Below are 22847 nucleotides of genomic sequence, written 5' to 3'. Positions count from 1 at the left end.
GGGGGGGGGGGGGGGGGGGGGGGGGGGAGGGGGGGGGGGGGTCTTGGGGGGGGGGGGGAGAAGGGGGGGGTGGGGGCGAAAAACAAACAGGAGGGTGACTAGGGGGGGGGGCACACCCCCCCCCCGGGGGGGGGCCCCCCCCCCCCCCCTTCCCCCCCCCCCCACCTCCGTTGTCGCGGTCAGCCCTCGGCGCCCCAGGCGACCGGCAGCTCGTGCACGCCGTAGTGCAGCATGTCCAGGCGCAGCGGGACCTTCTCGGGGTCGGTCGCCAGGCGCAGGTCCGGGAAGCGGTCGAACAGCGCCGGCAGCGCGATGCGCAGCACGCTGCGCGCCAGGTGCTGGCCGATGCACTGGTGCTCGCCGTGTCCGAAGGCCACATGGCCCTGGGCGGAGGCGGTGATGTCCAGCCGTTCCGGGGCCGGGAAGTGCGCGGGGTCCCGGTTCGCCGCGGGCAGCGCCACCACGACCGTGTCACCCGCTCCGATCCGGACGCCGTTCAGCTCGACGTCCGTCAGTGCGGCGCGGCTCGCTCCCAGATGGGAGATGGTGAGATAGCGCAACAGCTCCTCGACCGCGTCGTCGGCCAGTTCCGGCCGGGCGCGCAGGGTGGCGAGCTGCTCGGGGTGCGTGAGGAGCGCGAACGTGCTCAGGGCGATCATGTTCGCGGTGGTGTCGAAGCCGCCGCCGAGCAGCGCCCAGGCGATGTTGACGACCTCCTCGTCGGTGAGTTCCCCGTTGCCGGCCAGCTCGCTCAGCAGGTCCGTGCCGGGCTTCCCGCGCCGCGTCGTCACCAGGTCCGTCAGCAGCTCGGCGATGGCCGTGCACGCGGCGACCAGCTCCTCGACGGTGTACGACATCCGGGACAGCACCGCGAAGTGCCGGGCGAGGGGATCGCGTACGGCGTCCGGGACGCCGAACATCTCGCACATCACCTGGACCGGGAGCGGCTCGGCGAACGCGGTGACAAGATCCACCGGCCCTTCGGAGCGGGCCATGGCGTCGAGGTGCTCCGTCGTCAGCCGGGTGATGACCGGCGTCAGTGCGGCGATCGCGCGCATCGTGAACCGGCGGGTCACCAGACGGCGGTAGCGCGAGTGGCCGGGCTGGTCCATCTTGATGAAGGCACCCGGCGCGGCGGGCGACGGCGCGTACCCGGCCATCGGGAAGGGCGGCGGTATGGGCAGGCCGATCAGTTCGTTGCGATGACTGAAGCGGCGGTCGCTCAGCACCGCCCGGGCGTCCGCGAGCCGGGTGACCAGCCAGCCCCTGCCCCCGCCCGGCCCGACGGTCAACGCCAGCGGCGTGACCGGGGCCTCCTCGCGGAGAGCCGTGTACGCGGCCGGCGGATCGAAGGGACAGCCACGCGCCACCGGCAACGTGACCGGCACGGCGGAAGCCTCCCCGGCCTCCGTTTCCGGGGACCCGTCGCTCCGGCCACCGCGCGGGGTGTCGGTGCCGGGTCCGGCGCCCTGGGAGGCGTCCGGGTGGGTGGCGGGACGGGAATCCGGGTGGGTCATGGCGTCTCCAAGGTCACGGCACGCAGCCGTCGTTCGATCGCGTCGGCCGCCAGGGAGGCTCCACCGGCCGAGTCCACATGCCGCCGCATGGCCCCGACGCGGGCACGCAGAGCGGTGTCGCCCGCGACGTCCAGCACGGCCGCGCGCAGGGCCCCGGCGGTCGCGTCCTCGCGCTGTACCACCCGGGCCAGGCCCAGCTCGGACAACCGGGCCGCGTTGACGTGCTGCTCGGGGTGGTGCGGGACGACGACCATGGGCACTCCCGCGCGCAGCCCTTCCAGGATGCTGCCCATGCCCGACTGGCAGAGGAAGACCGAGGCGTGCCGCAGGACAGCGCTCAGCGGTACCCAGGAGTGCGCCTCCACATGAGGCGGCAGGGGCCCCAGCTCGGCGGGGGAGACCCGGTTGCCGAGCGCGAGTACGGTGTGCCAGGGCAGGTCGGCGAAGGCCGCCACGCACGCGCGGAAGAAGTCCGGCCGGTTGTTCACGGTGGTGCCCAGCGAGACCAGCAGCACTGGTCTGCCGTCGGACGGCGGCTGCCACGCCCCGTCCTGGCCCGAGACCGTCGGACCCACGAAGACATGCCGTTCGTCGAACGTGTCACCGGCGAACTGGAACGCCTTCGGCACGAACGCCACAGTGAACTCCCGCCGCCCGTAAAACAGTTCGGCCTGCTGTTCCGCCGCCAAACCGCTGCCGGTCACGATCTCGGTCAGCCGCTTGCCGAACGTCACGATCGCCGGATGCGCCGGATCGATCCGCCCGGCGAACTCCTGGTGCCGATCGGAGAGGTTGAAGTGCTCGTTGGAGATGAACGTCGGCGACAGCTGCACGCTCGGGCACGCCCACCGCGTGGCCAGCAGGCGCCCCGTCAGCCACAGCGTCGTGTCGTACGCAACCGCGTCCGGCGGTCCGTCCACGAAGCGGGACTCGATCGCCGGCAGTACGGCGGTACTCGCCTCGAGGAGCTTCAGCGGGGCGCGCGCGCATTCGTCGGCGTCGATGACGTCCGGCGGCGGGTCGGACGAGAGCGGTGGGTCGTACAGGCGCGCCTCGGCGCCCGTCTCGCGGACCCGGTCGGTGAACGCGTCGGTGGTGAAGCAGGTCACGCGGTGGCCTCGCGCCACGAGTTCGGAGACCACCGGAAGAACCGGCACCATGTGACCGTACGCCGGGTAGGGCAGGAAGGCGAAGTGCCGGGGCGGACCACCGGGTTCCACCGGGGAAGGACCGGTCATGCCGAGGCCGCCCGGGCCTCGATCGCGTCGGCGGCGAGCGCGGGCCCGCGTCGTGCCGCGATGCTCGCCGACAGCTCCCGCACCCGGCTCCGGGTGGCCGTGTCCTCGGTGAGCCCGAGCACCGCGGCCCGCAGGCCGTCGGCGGTCAGCTCGCCCGGAGCAATGGCACGGCCCAGGCCCAGCTCGGCCACCCGTGCGGCGACCAGGTCCTGTTCGCCGGTGCGGGGCACCACGACCGGCGGCACGCCGAACGACAGCGACTCCATGGTGCTGCCCATCCCGGCGTGCGAGACGAAGGCCGACGCGTGTTCCAGGACCGACAACTGCGGCACCCAGGGCCGGGCCTCGACGTTCGCCGGGAGCGGGCCCAGATCGTCCGGGCCGACCAGGCCGCCGAGCGACATCACGACGTGCCAGGGCAGATCGGCCAGCGCGGCCAGAGCGTCGCGGTAGAACGCCGCCTGGTTCTCGTACCCGAAGCTGCCGAGTGCGACGAGCACCACCGGGCGTCCGTCGTCCGGGCGCCGCCACTCGCCCTGCAGGGCCCGGTCCCCGATGCACGGACCGACGAAGACGTGCCGCTCGTCGAACGTCTCCACGCCCGGCTGGAACTCGGGCGGCACGAAGACGATCGTGCGCTCCTCGGCGGCGCCGGTGAACTCCTCGTTCGACAGCCCGCCGAGTCCGTGCGCGTCCAGCGTGGCGCGCAGCAGATCGCGGTGCTCGGCGAGCGCCGGGTGACCGGGGTCGGGCGGGGTCATCGACCCGGCGAGCGCGGCGTACGGGTTGCAGGCCTCGCTGACCACGAACGTCGTGGCGGTCAGCACCGAGGGCACCTGCCACTTGCGCGCCAGCAGCCGCCCGGACGCATAACCGAACGCGTCGTACACCATCGCGTCGGGCCGGTCGTCGCCCAGCCGCTTCTCCACCTCGTCCAGGGGCGCGAACGCCTCGGAGAGGTGGACCACCGCCGCCTCCGCCATGTCGTTGCCGGTGATCTTCGCCGGGATGGCCACCGTGTTCCAGGACTTCGGCACGACGGAGTGGTACCCGATCACCTCGGCGCCGGTCGCGGCGACCACGTCCGCGAACTGCTCGGCGACCACGTAGGTCACCCGGTGGCCGCGGCGTACCAGCTCGGCGACGACCGGCAGGGTCGGGTTCACGTGGCCGTGGGCCGCGTAGTTGAAGAAGGCGATGTGCCGGCCGGTCATCGAAGCTCCTTCTGCTTCTCGGCGACGCGCATCACGTACTCGCCGTATCCGGACTTGGGCAGGCGCGCGCCGCGCCGGTGGCAGGCCTCGGCGTCGATGAAACCGCGGCGCAGGGCGATCTCCTCGATACAGGCGATGCGTACGCCCTGGCGCCGCTCCAGCACCTGGACGTACTGGCCGGCGTCGATGAGCGAGTCGTGGGTGCCGGTGTCCAGCCAGGCGAAACCGCGACCGAGGTCGATCACCTTCGCCTTGCCCTCCTGCTGGTAGCGGCGGATGACATCGGTGATCTCCAGCTCGCCGCGCGCCGACGGTGTGAGGTTCTTGGCGATGTCGAGCGCGCGGTTGTCGAAGAGGTACAGGCCCGTGATGGCGCGGTCGGTGCGCGGCCGTTCCGGCTTCTCCTCGATGCCGATGAGCCGGCCCTGGTCGTCGACCTCGCCGACGCCGTAGCGCTCCGGGTCGGAGACGCGGTAGCCGAACAGCACGCACCCGTCCAGGCTGTCGCGGCTGTCCCGCAGGAAATCGGACATGCCGGGACCGTAGAAGATGTTGTCGCCGAGGATCAGCGCGATGGAGTCGTCGCCGACGAAGTCCGCGCCGATGACGAACGCCTCGGGCAGACCGTTGGGTTCGGCCTGGACGGCGTAGCTGAGCCGCAGTCCCAGTTCTGAGCCGTCGCCGAGCAGCCGCTGGAAGAGCGGCTGGTCCTCGGCCGTGGAGATGATGAGGATGTCCCGGATGTCCGCCAGCATGAGCACGGACAGCGGGTAGTAGATCATCGGCTTGTCGTAGACGGGGAGCAGCTGCTTGGAGACGGCAAGGGTCACGGGGTGCAGGCGCGTTCCGGCGCCTCCGGCGAGGATGATGCCCTTCATGGCTGAGTCACCTCCATAGGTGGCGCGTTGAGGGTGTATGGACGGGCGGGACGACGACGCATCAGAGCCTCGACGACGTCCGCGCCCCGGGGCGCGCCGCCCGCTTCGATCACATGCCGGCGCATCTCGGCCACGGCGGCCGCGACACGGGGGCTTCCGGTGACCTCGTCGACGGCCGTGCGCAGAGCGTCTCCGCCGGCCGCCTCGCGGAGCAGGACCCGGCCCAGGTCGAGTTCGGCCGCCTGCCGGGCGATGACCCGCTGGTCGATGTGGTACGGCACGAGCACCATCGGAACCCCGTGGAAGAGGGACTCCATGACGCTGCCCATGCCGGCGTGCGTAATGAACGCGGCGGCGTGCCGCAGGACTTCGGGGTGGCGCAGCCACTGGTGGACCTCGACGTTGCCGGGCAGGGGGCCGAGTTCGGCGGCGGTGACGCGATGACCGAGGGTCACCACGACATGCCACGGTGTGCCGGCGAGCGCGGTGACGCAACCGCGCAGGAAGTCGGCCTGGTCGGGGGTGTGGGAACTGCCGAGCGACAGCAGCAGCACCCGGCGGCCCTCCGGCGGACGCCAGTCGTCCGGGGCCGGAGCGTCGTCCAGGCACGGGCCGATGAAGGCGAACCGGTCGTCGAACGTCTCCGGGGCGATCTGGAACGCCTTCGGCAGAAAGACCACGTTGGGGCCGTGCTCGGCGCCGGGGCCGTCGGCCGGGACGCCGTCGAGGCCGTGCCGGGCGAGCAGTTCCGCCTTGCGCCCGACGAACGAGGTGATCGCCGGATCCGCCGGGTCGATCGGCTCCGGGGGCGGCCCCGAGGCCTCCCGGCCCTGCCGCTCGCCCATCGAGAACCCCGGGCCGGAGGCCATGGTCGGGCAGAGCTGCACCACCGGGACGTCCCAGGCACGGGCCAGCAGCCGAGCCGCCTCACAGGCCGCCAGATCATGGGCGAGGAGGTCGGGCCGGTCGCCGTCGAAGTGGGTCACCGCCCTGTGCAGCGGGGCGATCGCCTCCTCGAAGAAGTCGAGAATGTTCTCCAGCGCCGTACCGGAGGGACCTGAGGCCCACGGAAACGCGGACGGGTAGACGACGGGCTCCGCCCCGGTGCCCCGGACCAGGCCGGCGAACCGCTCCGTGACGAAGCAACTGACCCGGTGGCCACGCCGCACCAGCTCGGCCAGCATCGGTACGGCGGGCGCGATGTGCGCGTACGCGGGGAAGGTGAAGACACCGATGTGGCCGCCGAACCGGCCGTCTCCGTGCCGCTGCGGTGGTCCGTCGTGCGCCGGTCGTCCGTTCACGGCGCGAGTATGTACACGCCCCGCGTGCCGCATCGAGCGAGTGACGCGAAGACTAGGGCACCCACTGGACCGCGAAGACTAGGGCTCCCACTGGACCGAGTTCGCCAAGCTGGTCACCGATGGGTTCAGGACACCATCGAGTTTCGACAGAAGGACACGGTCATACATGAAGGCAAGAGCGAAACCCCCGGGGCGCCTCCGCTCCCGGAGCAAGAAAGTCACGGTCCTCGGGGTCGTGGTGGCGGTCACAGCCTCCCTCTCCGCGGCGACGCCGTCACTCGGCGGGCCCTCGGGGACGCCGGGCGCCGTCCCGCTGACCAAGGTGGTTCCGCTGCCCGCCCAGGTCCGCACTATGCAGGGTTCCTTCGCCCTGGGCCCGGACGACGCGATCTACGCGACCGACGGCTCGGCGGACGCCAAGGCGGCCGCCGACTTCCTGGCCGGCCTGCTGCGCAAGCCCACCGGCTACGACCTGCCGGTGCGCACGCTCCGGGCCGGCACCGAGCCGGAGGGCATCGTGCTGGCCCTGGGCGGGGCCAACTCGGTCACCAAGACCGAGGGCTACCAGCTGGACGTCACCTCCCGGGCCGTCACCATCCGGGCCGATGACCGGGCGGGACTCCTCAACGGGGTCGCCACCCTGCGCCAGTTGTTCCCGGTCAAGGTCGAACGGCAGCAGCGGATGCCGGGTCCCTGGCGGGTCCAGGCCGGCCGCATCGCCGACGCACCGCGCTACGCCTACCGTGGTGCCATGCTCGACGTGGCCCGGCACTTCCTGCCGGCGACGGACGTGAAGAAGTACATCGACACCATCGCCCGCTACAAGATCAACTACCTGCATCTGCACCTCACCGACGACCAGGGCTGGCGCATCGAGATCAAGGAGCGCCCGGAGCTGACCAAGGTCGGCGGCAGCAGCGGTGTCGGCGGCTTGATGGGCGGCTCCTACACGCAGGAGGAGTACCGGGAACTCGTCCGGTACGCCGCCCAGCGCGGTGTCACGGTGGTCCCCGAGATCGAGGGGCCCAACCACTCGCACGCGGCCCTGGCCTCCTACGCCGAGCTGAACTGCGACGGCACCGCGCCGGAGCCGTACACCGGCTGGGTGCAGAGCGAGGAGGGCGCGCTGTGCCTCGACGATCCGGACACGTACGAGTTCCTCGACGACGTCATCGGTGAGCTCGCCGACCTCACGCCCGGCCCGTACCTCCACATAGGCGGCGACGAGGCCAGCGGCAGGACGCAGAAGGAACTCGACGGCTATTTCGAGAAGGTCGAAAAGCTCGTCGAGAAGCACGGCAAGAAGGTCTTCGGCTGGCAGGAAGCGGCGGGTTCGCTGAACCCGTCGGGGTCGATGACCGAGGTCTGGGCCCCCGGCCTCAACGACGGGCAGATGATCTCCGCCGCCGAGGCGGGCGGCAAGGTCGTCATGGCTCCGGCCGCCCACACGTACCTCGACATGAAGTACACGGCCGATCTGCCGGAGTATCCGGTGGGCAACTCCTGGGTCGGCACGTCCACCGTGGAGAAGTCCTACGCCTGGAAGCCGGAGGAGCAGATCGCCGGTCTGCCCGTGAACGCGATCGCCGGTGTCGAGGCGCCGCTGTGGACCGAGACGGTGTTCGGGATCAACCAGTTGGAGGGCCTCGCCTTCCCGCGGCTGCTGTCGGTCGCGGAGATCGGCTGGGCGAAGGCGTCCGCGCACGACTGGGACACCTTCAAGCGGCGGCTGGCCGCTCAGGGCCCGCGGCTGCGTGAGGCGCGGGTGAACTACTACCTGTCGCCGGACGTGCCCTGGCCGATGGGCAGCTGAGCCGGATGTGTCAGGCCGGGCCCGGCGGTCTCCCCGCCGGGCCCGGCCCCTGCGGGCAGGCCGCCCCGCCGCCCCCGCGAGCCGCGCTCTAAGGATTCCCCCACTGTGCCGCCCCGGATACTGACGCCATGTTGGTGAAGATGCGCACGGAGACGCTGAGGGCGTTGACCGACGGCTGGCTGGCGCAGGATCTCGACGCCTGGACGCGGCATGTGCTGCGGCGTCACTTCGACCCGGAGGGCGGCTCGGCGTACTGGCTGAAGCAGCGTTCCGACCTCGGCTTCGACCCCCTGGAGATCACCCGCTACGACGAGCTGTCCGCGTTCGGCTCCTTCGACCTGGCGCTGCTGCGGGACCTCGACCCGGCCGATCTCGTGCCGCAGAGCGTGCCCCGGCCGCTGCGGGGACGCGTCTTCGAGTCGGGCGGCACCACGGGCAGGCCCTGCCGCGTCTTCTACACCGAGGCGATGGCACTCCAGTGGACCGCCTGGCACCAGCGCGGCCGCGAGACGGCCGGCTTCGAACCCGGGCGGGTCTGGCTCGACGCCGGGCCCAGCGGTCCCCATGTCGTCGGCCAGGAACTCAACCACCTGGCCGAGATCTTCGGCTCGACCGTCTACGCGATCGACCTGGACCCCCGCTGGATCAAGACCCTCATCCGCGGCGGCCGGCTCGCCGAGATGCAGGAGTACGTCGACCACGTGACCGACCAGATCGTCGACGTCCTCGGCACTCGCCCGGTCGACTACCTGCGCACCACCCCCGCGACCGTGCAGGCCCTGATCAACCGCCGCCCCGACCTGGTGGCAGCCCTGCGCGGTGTCGCCCTCGGCGGGACCCAGTTCACCCCGGACGCGTACCGCAGGCTCACCGCGGCCATGCCGAACGGGGTGATCGGCACCACCTACGGCAACACCTTCGGAAACGGCTACGGTCTGCCCTCGCCCGACGGCGGGGCCACCCTGCCGTACGTACCGGGGTTCCCGCACACGACGATGGCCGTCGTCGACAAGGACGACCCGACGCGGGTCGTGGAGTACGGCGAGGTCGGCCGGGTGCGGCTGACCGTGCTCCAGGAGGACCTCTTCCTGCCCAACGTCCTCGAGCGCGATCAGGCGATCCGCCACCGCGCCTCGCCCGACTGGCCATGCGACGGAGTCGCCAACGTCCAGCCCCTCCAGGTCTCCGCGGACCGGCCCGAGGGCCTCTACTAGGCGAATCGGCCCCGGGCCGGACGGGGTCCCGTCCGGCCGTGCGGTGTCAGGCGCGTCGCAGGCGGACGCCGTGTTCGAAGACCGCTGCGACCGCCTGCGACACGGCTGCGGGGGAGTCGACGAAGACCGTCGGGAACGGATACTTCAGGGCGTTCATGACGGGTGATGGGCCCACCACCAGGGCGAGTTGGGTGCCGTGCCGCTGCAGTTCCTCGTTCAGATGCACGAGGCTGATCGGCTTGACGACGTTGTCCACGAACATCTCCCGCACCTCCTCGGCGGTGCCGAGCGTCCGCTGCTCCAGGCACGAGCACAGCGGCAGTTGCGGGTCCGAGAAGGGGATCGGGGCCACCTGGGCCCGCGTCAGCTCCCGGTTCCGCCACCGCAGCGGGCTGTGCACGGCGAGGTCCGCGCCCTCGGTGACGTTGATGAGGCCTTCCGGTTCCTCCGAGGCGAGCTTCTCCAGGGCGTCGCGGTAACCGCTGAGCATGGCGATCCGGATTCTGCCCTCGGCGTCCCAGCCGAAGTCGGCGCTCAGGAAAACTCCTTCGCGCTGTTCCCCGTAGTAGTGGTCGGGGTCGAAGTCCAGGCTCAGGTACGCCGACGCGATGCCCTCGGCCCGCTCCCCACCGGGCTGCTGGGAGTCGTGGTCCGCCTCCACGAGCATCCGCATGAGATCCCGTCGCCCGATCGAGCCGGCGACGCAGCTGCCGACCAGTCCGCCGAGGCTGAGCCCGCCGACCGCGTCGGGGAGCAGGCCCTTCTCCACGAGTACGTCCTGGATGCCGAGCTGGGCGGCGGCGAGCCCCACGGAGACCGCCCGGATCCGCTGCGTCTCGTCCTCGTAGGAGCCGTTCTGGTACAGGAGCGGCTCGATGTCCAGGCCCGTCCACCGGGAGGCCTCGGCGAAGGAGTCGCGTACCGCCGGATATGCCTCGTAGAACTCGACGACACCGCTCGGCTCGTAGTGGAAGAGGTTCGTACCGAATATGGATGCGAGAGCCACGCTGTCACCTCGACAGGGGAAAGGGCCGACGTGGAAAAGGGCCGGAGCGGATGACGGCCGGCACAGAAGTGAAAAGCACGAAGGAAGGCAGGAGTGAAAGCGAAGGCGTCAGTGGCGTGCGGCGTGCACCATGTAGTAGCGGTTCTCCTCCTCGGTGAGAGGGGCCCGCTCCGGAACGACCTCGAAGCCGGCCTTGCGCAGGATGTCGCATACCCGCTCCAACTGCCCGTCCAGGTCAGCCACTTCTACGATCGCCCGACGAATCCGCGACCACTGGGAATCGTCGATACCCAGCAGCACGTCGGCCTCGGCGCCCTCCACGTCGACCTTGAGCAGATCGACGTCGCGGTCCTCCGGGAGGAACGCCGCGAGCCGCTCGACGCCGACGGTCACCTTCTCGGCGTGGTACATCTGGTCCACCAGCGCCCGGTCCACCTTCTCGGCCATCTGCGCCTTCGGCAGCTCCTTGATCTCCGGGTACCTGGTCGAGTTGGCCGGAAGCATGGGGAAGAAGGAGAAGGTGACCGCGGATTCCGGCACGCTGCCGAGTGCCGTGCGGTGCAGGGTGACATCGTCGAGACCGTGCAGCGCCATGTTCGTGTTGAAGAGTTCGATGGAATCCGGCATCGGTTCGAAGGAGACCACTTCGGCGTCCGGGTACTTGTTCTTGATGAACAGGACGAACATTCCGATGTTCCCGCCGATGTCGAAAACGAGAGGCCTCTCGGCGAGTTCGATCCCGTCGTAGCAACCCTGCTCGAATATCTCGTCGTAGATGTACTGCGCTTCGAGCGGGCTCTGTGTGTAGACCTTCAGGCTGCCGCCCAGTTCGACAAGCTCCGCCACGTTCGCCCCTTCGCAGAACACAATGGTGAATGTCTGACGAAGCGTATCCACGCGAACACCGGCCCAGAGCGTGGATTCCGGACCTTCTAGGGAAACAACTAACTGCCCTGACATGGCCGTTGATACAGTTCGCGGCATGCCGATTGGTTACTTGGTGGCGACCGCCCTCGTCACGTGGTGCACGTTTTTCGCCGCCGTCGCCCCGCGCCGGCCATGGCTGCTGGGCGCCCTGAGTTTCCGCTTCGGCCTGGTGCTCAACGAACTGCCGTTCCTCGGCCTCTACTGGATCGTCGCCTCGACCCTGCCGGCGTTCGCCCAGGGCGATGTCGCCTCTCCCGGTGGCCGGGCCGTGCTCGGGGCGGCCGTGCTCACCACGGCCGGGCTGGGGGTCGTGATCCACCGGGGGCTGCGGGCGCGCCCGGTGGTCGAGGACGCCCTGAGTGAGGGCCTCGGGGCCGGCTGGCGCTCCGCCCTCGCCCCCGGCACCGCCGCCAGCCTGCGCCGTCGTCCCCCGCTCGCCCGCATCCTGTTCCGGCCGTTCCTCGTGCGCCGCCGGGACGTCGAGCGGGTCGCGGACATCCGCTACGGAGAAGCGGGCCGCCGCAACCTGCTCGACGTCTACCGTCACCGCTCCCGTCCCGAGGGCGCCCCCACCCTGGTCTACTTCCACGGCGGCGGCTTCTACAGCGGCCGCAAGGACCGCGAGGCGCGTCCCCTGCTCTACCGGCTGGCGAGCCGGGGCTGGGTGTGCGTGAGCGCGAACTACCGCCTGATGCCCGATGCCAGGTTCCCCGACCACCTCGTCGACGCCAAGAAGGTGATCGTCTGGGCGCGGGAGCACGGCCGGGCGTACGGCGCCGACCCGTCGACGCTGGTCGTCGCGGGCAGTTCCGCGGGAGGCCACATGGCGTGCATGGCCGCACTGACCCCCGGTGACCCCGTCTTCCAGCCCGGTTTCGAGCAGGCGGACACCTCGGTCGCCGCCGCCGTCTCCCTGTACGGCTACTACGGTCCCGCGGTGACCGAGGGCCGGCCGGCCTCCACGCCGTGGGCGTATCTGCGCCCGGACGCGCCACCGTTCTTCCTGGCGCACGGCGACAAGGACACGCTGGTACCCGTCGAGAACGCCCGCGCCTTCGCCCGGGCCCTGCGCGCCGCGTCGTCCGGTCCCGTGCTGTACGCCGAACTTCCTGGTGCGCAACACTCGTTCGACCTGTTCCACTCGCTGCGCTTCGAAGCCGTCGTCGACGGGGTGGAGGCCTTCCTCGGGTGGGTGCGCGCGACGCGGACCGGCCCGCGCGCGGACGGCCAGGAGGCCTGAGCGTCCGGCCGAACCTCGGTGAACGCCTACCGGGACCCGGTTCCGGCGAGGTCCAGCGCCGCGGTGCGTACGGCGTCGACGACCCGCTCGACGGTCTCGTCCGGCAGGTGGGGACCGATGGGCAGGCTCAGCACCTCCTCCGCCAGCCGTTCGGCCCGCGGCAGGCCACCGGGCGGGGCGATCCGCTGACCGGCGTATGCGGGTGCGCGGTGGTTGGCCACCGGATAGTGGATCTGGGTCGCCACGCCCGCCTCCTGAATCCGTTCGCGCAATGCCGTGCGGTGCGGGGCGCGCAGCACGTACTGGTGCCAGACGGGCTCCGCCCAGGGCGCCACCCTTGGCACGACGATGCCGGGCAGCGCGGCGAACGCCTCCGTGTAGCGCCGGGCGACGGCGCGGCGCCGCTCGTTCCAGCCGTCCAGGTGAGGTAGTTTCGCGGCGAGCACCGCGGCCTGGATCTCGTCCAGACGGGAGTTGTATCCCTGCACCTCGTGCACGTACTTCTCGCGGGAGCCGTAGTTGCGCAGCAGCCGTAACCGGTCGGCCAGTTCCGCGTCGTCGGTGAGGACGGCGCCGCCGTCGCCCAGGGCGCCCAGGTTCTTGCCGGGATAGAAGCTGAAGGCCACGGCATGGCCGCTGCCCACCCGCCGGCCGCGGTGCCGGGCGCCGTGCGCCTGGGCAGCGTCCTCGACCACCGCGATCCCGTGCCGGCCGGCGAACCGGCCGACCGCGTCCAGGTCGACCGGGTGCCCGTACAGGTGCACCGGCAGTACCGCGCGGGTGCGCTCGGTGACGGCCGCCTCCAGCAGGTCCGTGTCGAGCAGGAAGGAGTCCTCGCCCGGCTCCACGGGCACCGGGCGGGCACCGGTCGCCGACACGGCGAACCAGGTGGCGACATAGGTGTGCGCGGGCACGATCACCTCGTCGCCCGGGCCCACCCCCGTCGCCCTGAGCGCCAGTTCGAGAGCGGAGAAACCGCTGCCCGTCGCCACGCAGTGCGCGCTGTCGCAGTACGCCGCGAAAGCCGCCTCGAAGGCGTCCAGTTCGGCTCCCAGAAGGTAGCGGCCGGAGCGGGACACCCGCAGCACGGCCAGGTCGATCTCCTCCTGCGTGCCGGTGGCGACGTGCAGGTCGCGTAAGTCGAAGAACGGGACCTCGGTCATGCCGGGCTCCGGGTGTCCCGCAGGAACTCCTCGTATCCGCGGTAGTAGTCCGCCTCGTCGTAGTGGTGCGAGGCCAGGACCAGACAGACCGCACCGGGTGAGAAGTCGCTGAGGTCCCGCCACACCATCGGACCGACGTACAGGGCGGTCGACGGACTGCCCAGACGGTACTCGGCCTGCTGGAAGCCGTCGTCGACCCTGATGGTGAAGCTGCCGTGGGCGGCGATGAACAGTTGTTCCAGCTCCCGGTGCGCGTGCCCGCCCCGGGAGGTACCGCCCGTCAGGTCGTGCAGGTAGTACACCCGCCGGATGGGGAAATCGGCGGTCTTCTCCGACTCGACGACCGATATGCAGCCGCGTTCGTCCATGTGCCGTTCCAGATCGATGAGCCGGCTGGGCTTGACCCTGCCGACGGGTGTGGTGGTGGTCGCTGCCATCGCGGCCTCTCCTCGCTCCAGTCCGTCGTGCCCGCTACGCTCCGGCCGCGCCGGCCGGCTCCGTGCGCCGTCGTGCCGTGACCTCGCCGGAGTGGGCGACCGCCGCCCGTACGACATCGCCGATCACCTCGATGTCGGCGGTGCTCACCCCGGGGCCGGTCGGCAGGGCCAGCAACTGCCCGCAGAGCCGCTCGGCGTGCGGAAGCGGGGCGGGTGACTCGTCTGCCTCCGGGAGCAGTTGATGCATGGCCTGGCGGAAGTAGGGCTGGGCCAGAACGTTCTCGGCGCGCAGCACCTCCAGCAGCAGGTCCCGGTGCACCCCGGCGTCCTGCTCGTCCACGTTGATCATCATGTAGTGGTGGTTGTTGCGGTGCCGCGGGTCGTACTCCAGCACCCGCACCCCGGGGATACCGGAGAGCGCGGTCAGGTACGCCTCGTAGGCGGCCCGGTTGTGGGCGATGTTGCCCTCGAGCGCGTCCAGCGAGGTGAGCCCCATCGCGGCCGCGGCCTCGCTCAGCTTGGCGTTCGTGCCGAGCAGTTCGACCAGGCCGTCGGGGCCGAAGCCGAAGTTCCGCACGGCCCGCATGCGTGCGGCGAGCGCGTCGTCGTCGGTGACGATCGCGCCGCCTTCGAAGGAGTTGACGACCTTCGTCGCGTGGAAGCTGAACACCTCCGCGTGACCGAAGCCGCCGAGGGGCCTGTCGCCGTATGTGCAGCCGAACGCCGGGGCCGCGTCGAAGAAGAGCCGCAGTCCGTTGCTCTCGGCGATCTTCTCCAGGCGGAGCACGTCGCAGGCCTGACCCCACAGATGAACACCCGTGATCGCCCGGGTGCGGGGCGTGATGAGCTCCTCCACCGCGTCCGGGTCGATCAGACCGGTCACGGGATCCACGTCGCACACGACCGGCCGCAGGCCCCGCCACCGCACGGCGTGCGCCGTCGCGGGGAACGTCAGCGCCGGCACGATCACCTCGTCGCCCGGGACACCCCCGGTGGCGACGTCGCCGACCAGCATCTGGAGCGCCACGGTCGCGTTGCACAGGGAGACGCAGTGCCGCACGCCCACGAGCTCCGCCACGCGCTCCTCGAACTCGTACATGAGCGGCCCCATGTTGGACAGCCACTCGTTGTCCAGAACCCGGTTCATCCGCTCCAGGAACCGTGCGCGGTCGCCCTGGTTCGGCCGGCCGACGCGGCGGTTGTGCACGAAGGCCGGTGGTCCGCCGAACAGTGCGAGGTCTTCCGTACGGTGCTTCATCACTACGTCTCCCTTGGCAAGCTGTGGGGGTCGCCTCAGACCCGTCTGCGGTACGCCCGCATGGCGAGCGGGGCGAACACGGCCGTCAGCAAGGCGGTCCAGCCGAGCGTCCACCACACGGAGGCACCGATCGGCCCGCCCGTCATCAGCGCCCTCAGAGCCGTCGCCTCGTACGAGATGGGGTTGATGTCGGCCCAGGACTGGAGCCAGCCCGGCATGGTGTCGGTCTGCACGAACACGTTGCTGCAGAAGGTGAGCGGGAACAGCAGCACACCGCTGAACATGTGGACCGTCGTAGCGGACTTGGCGGCGAGCCCGACCAGCATCGACGCCCAGGCCAGGCTCGTTCCGAACAGCACGGCCAGCAGCAGGCCGGCCAGGGTGGACCAGAACCCGGTGTGCACGTCGAAGCCCTGCGCGGCGCCCACGGCCAGCAGCATCAGCACACCGGCCGCGACCCGCACCATGTTGCCGATCAGATGACCCATCAGTGGCGCGATGCGGGCGATGGGCAGGCTGCGCAGCCGGTCGAACACGCCGTTGCTGATGTCCTGGTGCAGTCCGGCACCGGTGGCGAGCACGGAGGTGACCGACGACTGCACGATCAGACCCGGCAGGGCGTACTGGAGGTACGTCTCGGTGTCTCCGGCGATGGCCCCGCCGAAGACGTACACCAGAAGCGCGATCACCATCAGCGGCTGCACGACGGCGAACCCGATGATCTCCCCCGGATTCGCCTTGAGGTGCAGCAGGTTGCGGCCGGTGAGGGTCAGACAGTGCCGGGTCGTCGTCACGATCCCCAGCCGGTGTCCGGGCCGCGTGCGGACGATCGTGCTCATACCGTGCTCCGTTCCGTCTTCACTGTCCACGCCGGATCCGTCCGCCTGCCGCTCCCGGTCAGGGACAGGAACACCTCGTCGAGGCTGGGCCTGCGCAGCGCCAGTTCGACGACCTCGATGCCCGCCTCGTCGAGACGGCGCAGCAGCGCGGGCGGCAGCGCCGAGTCGTTGACCTGGAAGCGCAGCCGCTTGCCCTCCGTCATCGGCCGGATGCCGCTGAGCTCCTCCACGATCCGTGCGGCACGCTCGAGCTGACCGTCATCGGCGGGCTGGAGCTCCAGCGTCTGCCGGTCGATCTTCGACTTCAGCTCCTCGGGGGTGCCGGTGGCGATGGCCACGCCCCCGTCGATCACCACGATGTCGTCGGCGAGCCGGTCGGCCTCGTCCATGTACTGCGTGGTCAGCAGCACCGTCGAGCCGTCCGCGACCAGATCGCGCACGATGTCCCACAGTTCGTAGCGGCTCTCCGGGTCCAGACCCGTGGTCGGCTCGTCGAGGTACAGCACCTCGGGATCACCCACCAGGCTGACCGCGAGGTCGAGCCGGCGTCTCATGCCACCCGAGTAGGTGCTCGCCTTGCGGTTGGCCGCGTGTCCGAGCCCGAACCGTTCCAGCAGCTGTGCCACCCGGGCCCGGGCGTCGGCCCGGCTGAATCCCAGCAGCCTGGCCACCATGAAGACGTTCTGCGCGCCGGTGAGTTCCTGGTCGACGGCCGCGTACTGGCCGGTGAGACCGATGACCCGGCGGACCTCGTGGGGGTCGCGGGCCACGTCGTATCCGCAGACCCGGGCGGTACCCTCGTCCGGCCGCATCAGCGAGGCCAGGATGCGGACCGCGGTCGTCTTCCCCGCCCCGTTCGGGCCGAGGACGCCGAGCACGGTCCCCCGGTGCGCCGCGAGGTCCAGTCCGCCCAGCGCGGTGACCTTGCCGAAGCGCTTGACCAGGCCTTCGGTCTCGATGGCATACGTCATCGGGTGCCCGCGCTCTCGGGCGCCCCGGACGGGACCGTGTGCTCCATGGATTCTCCAGACGTCGGGAAGGGTTCGTTCAGCCAGTCGTCGATCACCCGCGCGGCGCGGGCGGGCCCGCCCGCCGCGAGCAGGTCCATGCGCATCCGGGCGACCCGGCGGCGGATGTCCGGGGAGCTCACGACGTGTTCCACCGCGGCGCGCAGCCGCTCGGCGGTGACCTCCGCGCCGGGCAGCTCGACGCCCACGCCGCATTCGGTGACAGACCTGCCGTTGACGCGGTCCTCCGGCGTGTACGTGACGACCACCAGCGGTTTACCGAAGGCGAGGGCGTCCAGCATCGTGCTCATGCCCGCATGGCAGACCACGGCCGACACATGCGGCAGGACCGTGTTGTAGTCGATCCACTCGTGCACCTCCACGTGGTCGCCCGCAGGCCGGGCGGCGGGCAGGTTGCCCGGGCCGACCGCCGCCACCAGATGCCAGCCGCCGTCCGCGAAGGCGGCACCGCAGGCTTCGAAGAAGTCCGGGCGGTCGTTCTTCTCGGTGCCCAGCGTGATCAGCACCACCGGGCCGTCCCCGGCCGGCCGGACCCACGAACCCGTACCGGGCCGGTCGGCCGGCAGGCTGTGCCCGGTGAAGGTGTACCGCTCGTCGAAGGTCTCGCCGCGGGGCTGGAGCTCCCTTGGCAGCAGCACGAGGTTGCGCTCGTCGAAGTTGGCCAGGAACGGCCAGACGGCGTCCGCGTCCTCACCCTCGCCGGTCAGGAACTCCGCCACCAGCTCGACGGACTTCTCCAGGCTCTCACCCGCCCCGGAGAACACCTCCCGGTTCAGCGAGTAGTGCTCGTTGGTGGCCATGTACGGGAACATCTGCGCGGTGGGGCGGCCCCAGCGTCTGGCCACGGTGCGTGCGGTGAAGAAGCTCTCCAGGTCGTACAGGATCAGGTCCGGTACGTCGTCCTCGAACGCCTCCAGGGTCAGCGGCAGGATGACGTCCCTCGACTCCCGCAGGAACGCCAGACCCATCGCGGCGATCTCCTCACCGGTCACCGTGTCCGTACCGGCGGCCAGCCGGACGCGGCGCGAGCTGTACGGCACCATCCGGGCGCCGGCGGCCGTCACCGGCTCCGCGAGGCGCTCGTCCAGGACGTAGCTGACCCGGTGGCCCCGCGCGATCAGCATGCGGCTGATCTCCAGCGTCGGGTTCACATGGCCGTACCCCGGGAACACGAGGACCGCGACATGCCTGGACGTCATCACTCCGTCCGGCTCCCCGGTCACCGAAGGGCCGGTTCGCTCAGCCGCTCGTCGATGACGCGCAGGACCTCCGAGGTGTGGTCGACGAGGTAGAAGTGCCCGCCGGTGTAGGTCTTCAGCTCGAACGAGCCCGCGGTGTGCGAACGCCAGGCGTCCACCTCCTCGTGACTCGCCTTGGGGTCGCTGTCGCCGGTGAGAGCGGTGATCGGGCAGCGCAGCCGGGGACCGGGCGTGTACCGGTACGTCTCCGCGGCGCGGTAGTCGTTGCGGATCGCGGGCAGCACCATGCGAAGGAGTTCCTCGTCACCGAAGATCCGCTGGTCCGTGCCGCTGAGCGCCCGCAGTTCGGCCACCATGCCGTCGTCGTCACGCAGGTGCACCCGCTCGTCGCGGACCCGGGACGGCGCCCGCCGCCCGGACGCGAACACCCTCATCGGGAACATCTGACGGCCCTCCAGCCGGGTCGCCGTCTCGAACGCCAGGGTGGCGCCCATGCTGTGTCCGAACAGCGCGAAGGGGCGGTCGACGGCCGCCGCGACGGCCTCGCACACCCGGTCCGCGAGCACCCCCAGGTCGTCGATCATCGGTTCGTGGCGGCGGTCCTGGCGTCCCGGGTACTGGACGGCGAGGACTTCCACCCGCGGGCTCAGCGCCTGGGCCACCGGCCGGTAGAAGGGCGCCGAGCCTCCCGCGTGCGGCAGGCAGACCAACTGGACCGCGGCATCGGCACTCGGAAAGTAGCGTCGTATCCACACATCGGTGTCGTTCATCCCGGCCTCTCTGATCGCGAACACGGCCGGCGAGTGGGGAGGCGGGAGCACACTCCCTGTCGGCCGCTTGGGTCAAGGGAAGTTCGCCGACCGTCCCCGCGGCACTCCCCTCGGCGCGGATCTGAGTGAACACCTAGATCGGTCCGCTCCGTCTGGGACAGCTCCCACCGACGTGTTCACCTGGTGTGCGACGCCACAGGGCGAGGCCCCGGTCGACCCGACCGGAGTGCGAACGCCACCGAACAGACGACGGGGGAGAGGACCATGCCGCTGACCACCGGACCCGGCGTGCTGCGTCACGAGGACCCACGGCTGCGGGAGCGGCTCGCGGAGTCGGCCCGTGCCACCGACGGTGTGGCCACCAGCCCCGAACAGTTCGAGAAATGGCTCGCCGAACGCGGCGCCGCCCAGGTCCACGACGTCACCCGCATCCCGTTCAGCCAACTGCGGAACTGGTCGTTCGCCGAGGACACCGGGAACCTGGTGCACGACAGCGGCCGGTTCTTCTCGGTGGCCGGCCTCCGGGTCGAGGTCGACGAAGGCCCGGTACGGCAGTGGGCCCAGCCCATCATCCTGCAGCGGGAGATCGGACTCCTGGGCATCGCCGTACGGGAGATCGACGGGGTCCTGCACCTGCTGATGCAGGCCAAGACGGAGCCCGGCAATCCCAACGGCGTCCAGCTGTCACCCACGGTGCAGGCCACCAAGAGCAATTACACCGGAGTGCACCGCGGCCGGACCGTGCCCTACGTCGAGCACTTCGCGCGCGCAGATCCGCGCCGGGTCGTCGCCGACGTGCTCCAGTCCGAGCACGGCGCCTGGTTCTACCACAAGCGCAACCGCAACATGGTGGTCGAGGTCGGGCCCGAGGTGGAGGCCGGGGACGACTTCTGCTGGCTGACCCTGGGCCAGGTGCAGCAACAACTGCGCATGGACCACCGGGTGAACATGGACACCCGCACGGTGCTGTCCTGCCTGCCCGGCTTCGACACGGACGGCCCGAGTCTGCACACCGGCACCGAGATCATCAGCTGGATCACCTCCAACCAGGCCGTCCACGACGTCGACACCACCGTCGTGGGCCTGCGGAACTTGCCCGGCTGGCGGCAGACGGACCGGTCCATCGCGCACGAACGCGGCCTGTTCTTCGACGTCATCGCCGTCGATGTCGTCGCCAACAGCCGGGAAGTGGCCGGCTGGACGCAGCCGTTGATCCAACCGCACGGCGTCGGCGTGATCGCGCTGCTGGTCAAACGGTTCGATGGGGTGCCACACGTCCTGCTCCGCGCCCGCATCGAGCCCGGCTACATCGACGCCATCGAACTCGCCCCCACCGTGCAGGGCACCCCGGAGAACCACGCCCACCTGCCCGGCCCACTGCGGGAGCAGTTCCGCGACATCGAACACCGCCGCCACACCGACCGTGTGCTGTTCGACGCGGAGTTGTCGGAGGAGGGCGGCCGCTTCCACCACTCCCGCAGCCGGTACGTGATCATCGAAGTGGGCGACGACCACCCGGACGAGGAGCCGCCCGGCTTCCGCTGGATGACCCTGCCCCAGATCACCTGGCTGCTCCAGCACCGGCACTACCTCAACGTGCAGGCCCGCAGCCTCATCGCCTGTCTGCGCTCCTGCCTGGACTGACCGCGACCGCAGCACCGCAGCCACGGCATCCACCGGAATGCGGTGGGACGTCCCCGCCCGGACCGTCCCCCCGTCCGGCCACGACGGCGCGCGTTCGCACGGTGAGCGCGCGCGGACCGCATCGCTTCACCAACGAGACACGGAAGGGGTACCCCATGACCGGAATCGGCGAGGAGACCGGCGAGCGCATGGTGAGCGTCACCTTGATCGGCGGTCCCGACGACCTCCCGGCAGACAGGCGGACGGTGCTCATCGACACGGCCAACGCCCCGGACAAGATCAAAATCGAGTACTACGGCGGCTACCAGCACTTCGAGCCGGCCGACGAACCCGGCGGTGCCGGCCAGGGACCGAGGACCTTCCGCTGGACCGGCTTCACCAAGATCGCGGAGTAGGCGGGAGCAACGCGCCCTATGGAGACCTCGCGACCCATGGACACCCCTCGCACCAGCATCCCCGCCCGGCCCGGCACCGCCACAGGCAACCAGCCGGTGGCCATCGTCGGACTCGCCTGCCGGCTGCCCGGGGCCCCCGACCCCGACGCCTTCTGGCGACTGCTGTGCGACGGGGAAAGCGCGGTCACCCGGGTTCCCGCCGGACGGGAACCGTCCGGCGGGAACTGGGGCGCGTTCCTCGACGACGTCGACCGGTTCGACGCCGACTTCTTCGGAATCACCCCGCGCGAAGCCGCCGTGCTCGACCCTCAGCAGCGACTGATGCTCGAGCTCGCCTGGGAGGCCTTCGAGGACGCCCGGATCGTCGCCGACGACCTGCGCGACAGCGCGACCGGAGTGTTCGTCGGCGCGATGCGGGACGACTACGCCCTCCTCCTCGGCAGGGCGGGCCGGGCCGCACTCAACCACCACGCGATGCCCGGGGTGAGCCGCGGCATCATCGCGGGCCGGACATCCCACTTCTTCGGGCTGTGCGGGCCCAGCCTCGTCGTCGACGCCGGCCAGGCGTCCTCGCTCGTCGCGGTCCACACCGCGATGGAGAGCCTGCGCCGCGGTGAGACCACCCTTGCCCTCGCGGGCGGCGTCAATCTCAGTATCGCCGCCGAAACAGGCACCGCCGCCGAAGAGTTCGGCGGCCTCTCACCGGACGGCCGCAGTTACACCTTCGACCACCGGGCCAACGGCTTCGTACGGGGTGAGGGCGGCGTCGTCCTCGTGCTCCGACTGCTCCCCGACGCGATCGCCGCCGGCGACCGCGTCTACGGCGTCATCCGCGGCGGTGCCGTCAACAACGACGGCAGGGCCGAGCATCTGACCACCCCGAGCCCACGGGCGCAGGCGGACGTCCTGCGCCAGGCGTACGAGGCCGCCGGCCTCCCGGCGGATGCCGTGCAGTACGTCGAACTGCACGGCACCGGCACCCCTGTGGGCGACCCGATCGAGGCCGAGGCGCTGGGTGCCGCCCTGGGCTCCACCCGGCCGGACACGAGTCCGCTGCTGGTCGGCTCGGTCAAGACCAACGTGGGACACCTGGAGGCCGCCGCCGGCGTCACCGGTCTGCTCAAGACGGTGCTGGCACTGTCGCACGGGCGCATCCCCGCAAGCCTGAACTTCGAGGAAGCCAACCCGGACATCCCGCTGAACGAACTGAACCTTCGCGTCGTGGACCGCGCGATGGAGTGGCCCGACGTGAGCCGTCCCCGGATTGCCGGGGTCAGCGCGTTCGGGATGGGGGGCACCAACTGCCACCTGGTTCTCTCCGAGGCGCCCACCGGGGAGGCAGCGGAGCCTGGAGCCGACCTGCCTGCGGTTCCGTGGGTGATGTCGGGGCGGAGTGCGGCTGCGTTGCGTGCTCAGGCCGGGGCGTTGTTGCCGTTGGTCGGTGAGGTGGATCCGGCGGCTGTGGGTTGGTCGTTGGTGTCGACGCGGTCGTGTTTTGAGCATCGGGCCGTGGTGGTGGGTTCACCTGCGGTGGGGCTTGAGGCGTTGGCTTCGGGTGAGCCTGCGGGTGGGGTGGTGTCGGGGGTCGCGGGTGCGGTCGGCCGGACCGTGTTCGTCTTCCCGGGTCAGGGTGCGCAGTGGGCGGGGATGGGTGCTGCCCTGCTGGAGTCGTCGCCGGTGTTCGCTGCGCGGTTGGCGGAGTGTGAGTCGGCGCTGTCGGGGTTTGTGGACTGGTCGTTGTCGGGTGTGTTGCGGGGTGTTGAGGG

At 70.8% G+C, this 22847-nt stretch carries 20 protein-coding genes; 6 read left to right on the top strand and 14 right to left on the bottom strand.

Annotation, left to right across the window (positions count from 1 at the left end; genetic code table 11):
• Positions 1-179 precede the first annotated feature (179 nt).
• The 5 genes from ACZ5C2_RS12020 to ACZ5C2_RS12000 are packed head-to-tail and all read right to left on the bottom strand — an operon-like array spanning position 180 to position 6148.
• The gene (locus ACZ5C2_RS12020) at positions 180-1517 is read right to left on the bottom strand and encodes a cytochrome P450 (RefSeq protein WP_468789197.1); all 1338 of its coding nucleotides are present in this window, start codon (positions 1515-1517) and stop codon (positions 180-182) included.
• Positions 1514-2755, bottom strand: a complete 1242-nt coding sequence (locus tag ACZ5C2_RS12015; RefSeq protein WP_468789195.1) for a macrolide family glycosyltransferase — start codon at positions 2753-2755, stop codon at positions 1514-1516. Before ACZ5C2_RS12015 ends, ACZ5C2_RS12020 begins: the two co-directional genes overlap by 4 nt.
• Positions 2752-3969, bottom strand: a complete 1218-nt coding sequence (locus tag ACZ5C2_RS12010) for a macrolide family glycosyltransferase (RefSeq protein ID WP_468789193.1) — start codon at positions 3967-3969, stop codon at positions 2752-2754. The genes ACZ5C2_RS12015 and ACZ5C2_RS12010 overlap by 4 nt, the downstream gene beginning before the upstream one ends.
• Positions 3966-4847, bottom strand: a complete 882-nt coding sequence (gene rfbA, locus ACZ5C2_RS12005; RefSeq protein ID WP_468789191.1) for a glucose-1-phosphate thymidylyltransferase RfbA — start codon at positions 4845-4847, stop codon at positions 3966-3968. The genes ACZ5C2_RS12010 and rfbA overlap by 4 nt, the downstream gene beginning before the upstream one ends.
• Positions 4844-6148 (bottom strand): macrolide family glycosyltransferase, encoded by a 1305-nt coding sequence (locus ACZ5C2_RS12000; protein ID WP_468789189.1) that lies wholly within the window; start codon positions 6146-6148, stop codon positions 4844-4846. Before ACZ5C2_RS12000 ends, rfbA begins: the two co-directional genes overlap by 4 nt.
• A gap of 166 nt (positions 6149-6314) precedes the next feature.
• On the opposite strand from ACZ5C2_RS12000, the gene ACZ5C2_RS11995 reads away from it, so the two are divergent.
• Both ACZ5C2_RS11995 and ACZ5C2_RS11990 read left to right on the top strand, forming a co-directional pair.
• Entirely contained in the window at positions 6315-7961 is a 1647-nt protein-coding gene (locus tag ACZ5C2_RS11995) for a beta-N-acetylhexosaminidase (protein WP_468789187.1), read from the top strand.
• A 128-nt stretch (positions 7962-8089) separates the two neighbouring features.
• Positions 8090-9175: an acyl-CoA synthetase family protein gene (locus tag ACZ5C2_RS11990; protein ID WP_468789185.1), complete on the top strand. Its 1086-nt coding sequence runs from the start codon at positions 8090-8092 to the stop codon at positions 9173-9175.
• Between the two features lie 46 nt (positions 9176-9221).
• On the opposite strand, the gene ACZ5C2_RS11985 is transcribed toward ACZ5C2_RS11990, so the two are convergent.
• Together ACZ5C2_RS11985 and ACZ5C2_RS11980 are read right to left on the bottom strand one after the other, a co-directional pair.
• Positions 9222-10181, bottom strand: a complete 960-nt coding sequence (locus tag ACZ5C2_RS11985; protein WP_468789183.1) for an ACP S-malonyltransferase — start codon at positions 10179-10181, stop codon at positions 9222-9224.
• Between the two features lie 108 nt (positions 10182-10289).
• Positions 10290-11027 carry an FkbM family methyltransferase gene (locus ACZ5C2_RS11980; protein WP_468789181.1) on the bottom strand — a complete coding sequence of 246 codons (738 nt, stop codon included), beginning with the start codon at positions 11025-11027 and terminating at the stop codon, positions 10290-10292.
• Between the two features lie 136 nt (positions 11028-11163).
• On the opposite strand from ACZ5C2_RS11980, the gene ACZ5C2_RS11975 reads away from it, so the two are divergent.
• A complete protein-coding gene (locus tag ACZ5C2_RS11975; protein ID WP_468789179.1) occupies positions 11164-12348 on the top strand; it encodes an alpha/beta hydrolase in 1185 nt (394 codons plus the stop codon).
• 26 nt (positions 12349-12374) lie between these two features.
• On the opposite strand, the gene ACZ5C2_RS11970 is transcribed toward ACZ5C2_RS11975, so the two are convergent.
• From ACZ5C2_RS11970 to ACZ5C2_RS11940, 7 genes are read right to left on the bottom strand one after another with little or no spacing between them, the layout of a single operon-like run.
• The gene (locus ACZ5C2_RS11970) at positions 12375-13511 is read right to left on the bottom strand and encodes a DegT/DnrJ/EryC1/StrS family aminotransferase (protein WP_468789177.1); all 1137 of its coding nucleotides are present in this window, start codon (positions 13509-13511) and stop codon (positions 12375-12377) included.
• Complete coding sequence (locus ACZ5C2_RS11965) at positions 13508-13948, bottom strand: sugar 3,4-ketoisomerase (protein WP_468789175.1); 441 nt, start codon at positions 13946-13948, stop codon at positions 13508-13510. The genes ACZ5C2_RS11970 and ACZ5C2_RS11965 overlap by 4 nt, the downstream gene beginning before the upstream one ends.
• A gap of 34 nt (positions 13949-13982) precedes the next feature.
• On the bottom strand, positions 13983-15206 hold the full coding sequence (locus tag ACZ5C2_RS11960) for an aminotransferase class I/II-fold pyridoxal phosphate-dependent enzyme (RefSeq protein ID WP_468789173.1): 1224 nt from the start codon (positions 15204-15206) through the stop codon (positions 13983-13985).
• A gap of 35 nt (positions 15207-15241) precedes the next feature.
• Positions 15242-16045 carry an ABC transporter permease gene (locus ACZ5C2_RS11955; protein WP_468789171.1) on the bottom strand — a complete coding sequence of 268 codons (804 nt, stop codon included), beginning with the start codon at positions 16043-16045 and terminating at the stop codon, positions 15242-15244.
• Positions 16042-17016 carry an ATP-binding cassette domain-containing protein gene (locus ACZ5C2_RS11950; protein ID WP_468789169.1) on the bottom strand — a complete coding sequence of 325 codons (975 nt, stop codon included), beginning with the start codon at positions 17014-17016 and terminating at the stop codon, positions 16042-16044. Before ACZ5C2_RS11950 ends, ACZ5C2_RS11955 begins: the two co-directional genes overlap by 4 nt.
• The gene (locus ACZ5C2_RS11945) at positions 17013-18272 is read right to left on the bottom strand and encodes a macrolide family glycosyltransferase (protein WP_468789167.1); all 1260 of its coding nucleotides are present in this window, start codon (positions 18270-18272) and stop codon (positions 17013-17015) included. Before ACZ5C2_RS11945 ends, ACZ5C2_RS11950 begins: the two co-directional genes overlap by 4 nt.
• 20 nt (positions 18273-18292) lie before the next feature.
• On the bottom strand, positions 18293-19042 hold the full coding sequence (locus tag ACZ5C2_RS11940) for a thioesterase II family protein (RefSeq protein WP_468789165.1): 750 nt from the start codon (positions 19040-19042) through the stop codon (positions 18293-18295).
• A gap of 264 nt (positions 19043-19306) precedes the next feature.
• On the opposite strand from ACZ5C2_RS11940, the gene ACZ5C2_RS11935 reads away from it, so the two are divergent.
• The 3 genes from ACZ5C2_RS11935 to ACZ5C2_RS11925 form a co-directional block, all read left to right on the top strand.
• On the top strand, positions 19307-20686 hold the full coding sequence (locus ACZ5C2_RS11935) for an NDP-hexose 2,3-dehydratase family protein (RefSeq protein ID WP_468789163.1): 1380 nt from the start codon (positions 19307-19309) through the stop codon (positions 20684-20686).
• A gap of 155 nt (positions 20687-20841) precedes the next feature.
• Positions 20842-21081, top strand: a complete 240-nt coding sequence (locus tag ACZ5C2_RS11930) for a DUF5988 family protein (RefSeq protein WP_468789161.1) — start codon at positions 20842-20844, stop codon at positions 21079-21081.
• Positions 21082-21117: 36 nt separating this feature from the next.
• On the top strand, positions 21118-22847 hold a 1730-nt coding region (locus ACZ5C2_RS11925; RefSeq protein WP_468789159.1), incomplete at its 3' end, for a type I polyketide synthase.

It is taken from the genome of Streptomyces sp. NPDC031365, from assembly GCF_055569765.1.
The sequence above is the reverse complement of the archived record's forward strand: the minus strand, read 5'-3'. Positions and strand labels throughout refer to the sequence as shown.

Excerpts from the sequence above, each read along its gene's own strand:
- ACZ5C2_RS12010 (WP_468789193.1), bottom strand. The coding sequence starts at position 3,969 with ATGACCGGCCGGCACATCGCCTTCTTCAACTACGCGGCCCACGGCCAC.
- ACZ5C2_RS11975 (WP_468789179.1), top strand. The coding sequence starts at position 11,164 with ATGCCGATTGGTTACTTGGTGGCGACCGCCCTCGTCACGTGGTGCACG.
- ACZ5C2_RS11950 (WP_468789169.1), bottom strand. The coding sequence starts at position 17,016 with ATGACGTATGCCATCGAGACCGAAGGCCTGGTCAAGCGCTTCGGCAAG.
- ACZ5C2_RS12015 (WP_468789195.1), bottom strand. The coding sequence starts at position 2,755 with ATGACCGGTCCTTCCCCGGTGGAACCCGGTGGTCCGCCCCGGCACTTC.
- ACZ5C2_RS11960 (WP_468789173.1), bottom strand. The coding sequence starts at position 15,206 with ATGAAGCACCGTACGGAAGACCTCGCACTGTTCGGCGGACCACCGGCC.
- ACZ5C2_RS11965 (WP_468789175.1), bottom strand. The coding sequence starts at position 13,948 with ATGGCAGCGACCACCACCACACCCGTCGGCAGGGTCAAGCCCAGCCGG.
- ACZ5C2_RS11935 (WP_468789163.1), top strand. The coding sequence starts at position 19,307 with ATGCCGCTGACCACCGGACCCGGCGTGCTGCGTCACGAGGACCCACGG.
- ACZ5C2_RS12020 (WP_468789197.1), bottom strand. The coding sequence starts at position 1,517 with ATGACCCACCCGGATTCCCGTCCCGCCACCCACCCGGACGCCTCCCAG.
- ACZ5C2_RS11930 (WP_468789161.1), top strand. The coding sequence starts at position 20,842 with ATGACCGGAATCGGCGAGGAGACCGGCGAGCGCATGGTGAGCGTCACC.
- ACZ5C2_RS11955 (WP_468789171.1), bottom strand. The coding sequence starts at position 16,045 with ATGAGCACGATCGTCCGCACGCGGCCCGGACACCGGCTGGGGATCGTG.
- ACZ5C2_RS11990 (WP_468789185.1), top strand. The coding sequence starts at position 8,090 with ATGTTGGTGAAGATGCGCACGGAGACGCTGAGGGCGTTGACCGACGGC.
- rfbA (WP_468789191.1), bottom strand. The coding sequence starts at position 4,847 with ATGAAGGGCATCATCCTCGCCGGAGGCGCCGGAACGCGCCTGCACCCC.
- ACZ5C2_RS11995 (WP_468789187.1), top strand. The coding sequence starts at position 6,315 with ATGAAGGCAAGAGCGAAACCCCCGGGGCGCCTCCGCTCCCGGAGCAAG.
- ACZ5C2_RS11940 (WP_468789165.1), bottom strand. The coding sequence starts at position 19,042 with ATGAACGACACCGATGTGTGGATACGACGCTACTTTCCGAGTGCCGAT.
- ACZ5C2_RS11970 (WP_468789177.1), bottom strand. The coding sequence starts at position 13,511 with ATGACCGAGGTCCCGTTCTTCGACTTACGCGACCTGCACGTCGCCACC.
- ACZ5C2_RS11945 (WP_468789167.1), bottom strand. The coding sequence starts at position 18,272 with ATGACGTCCAGGCATGTCGCGGTCCTCGTGTTCCCGGGGTACGGCCAT.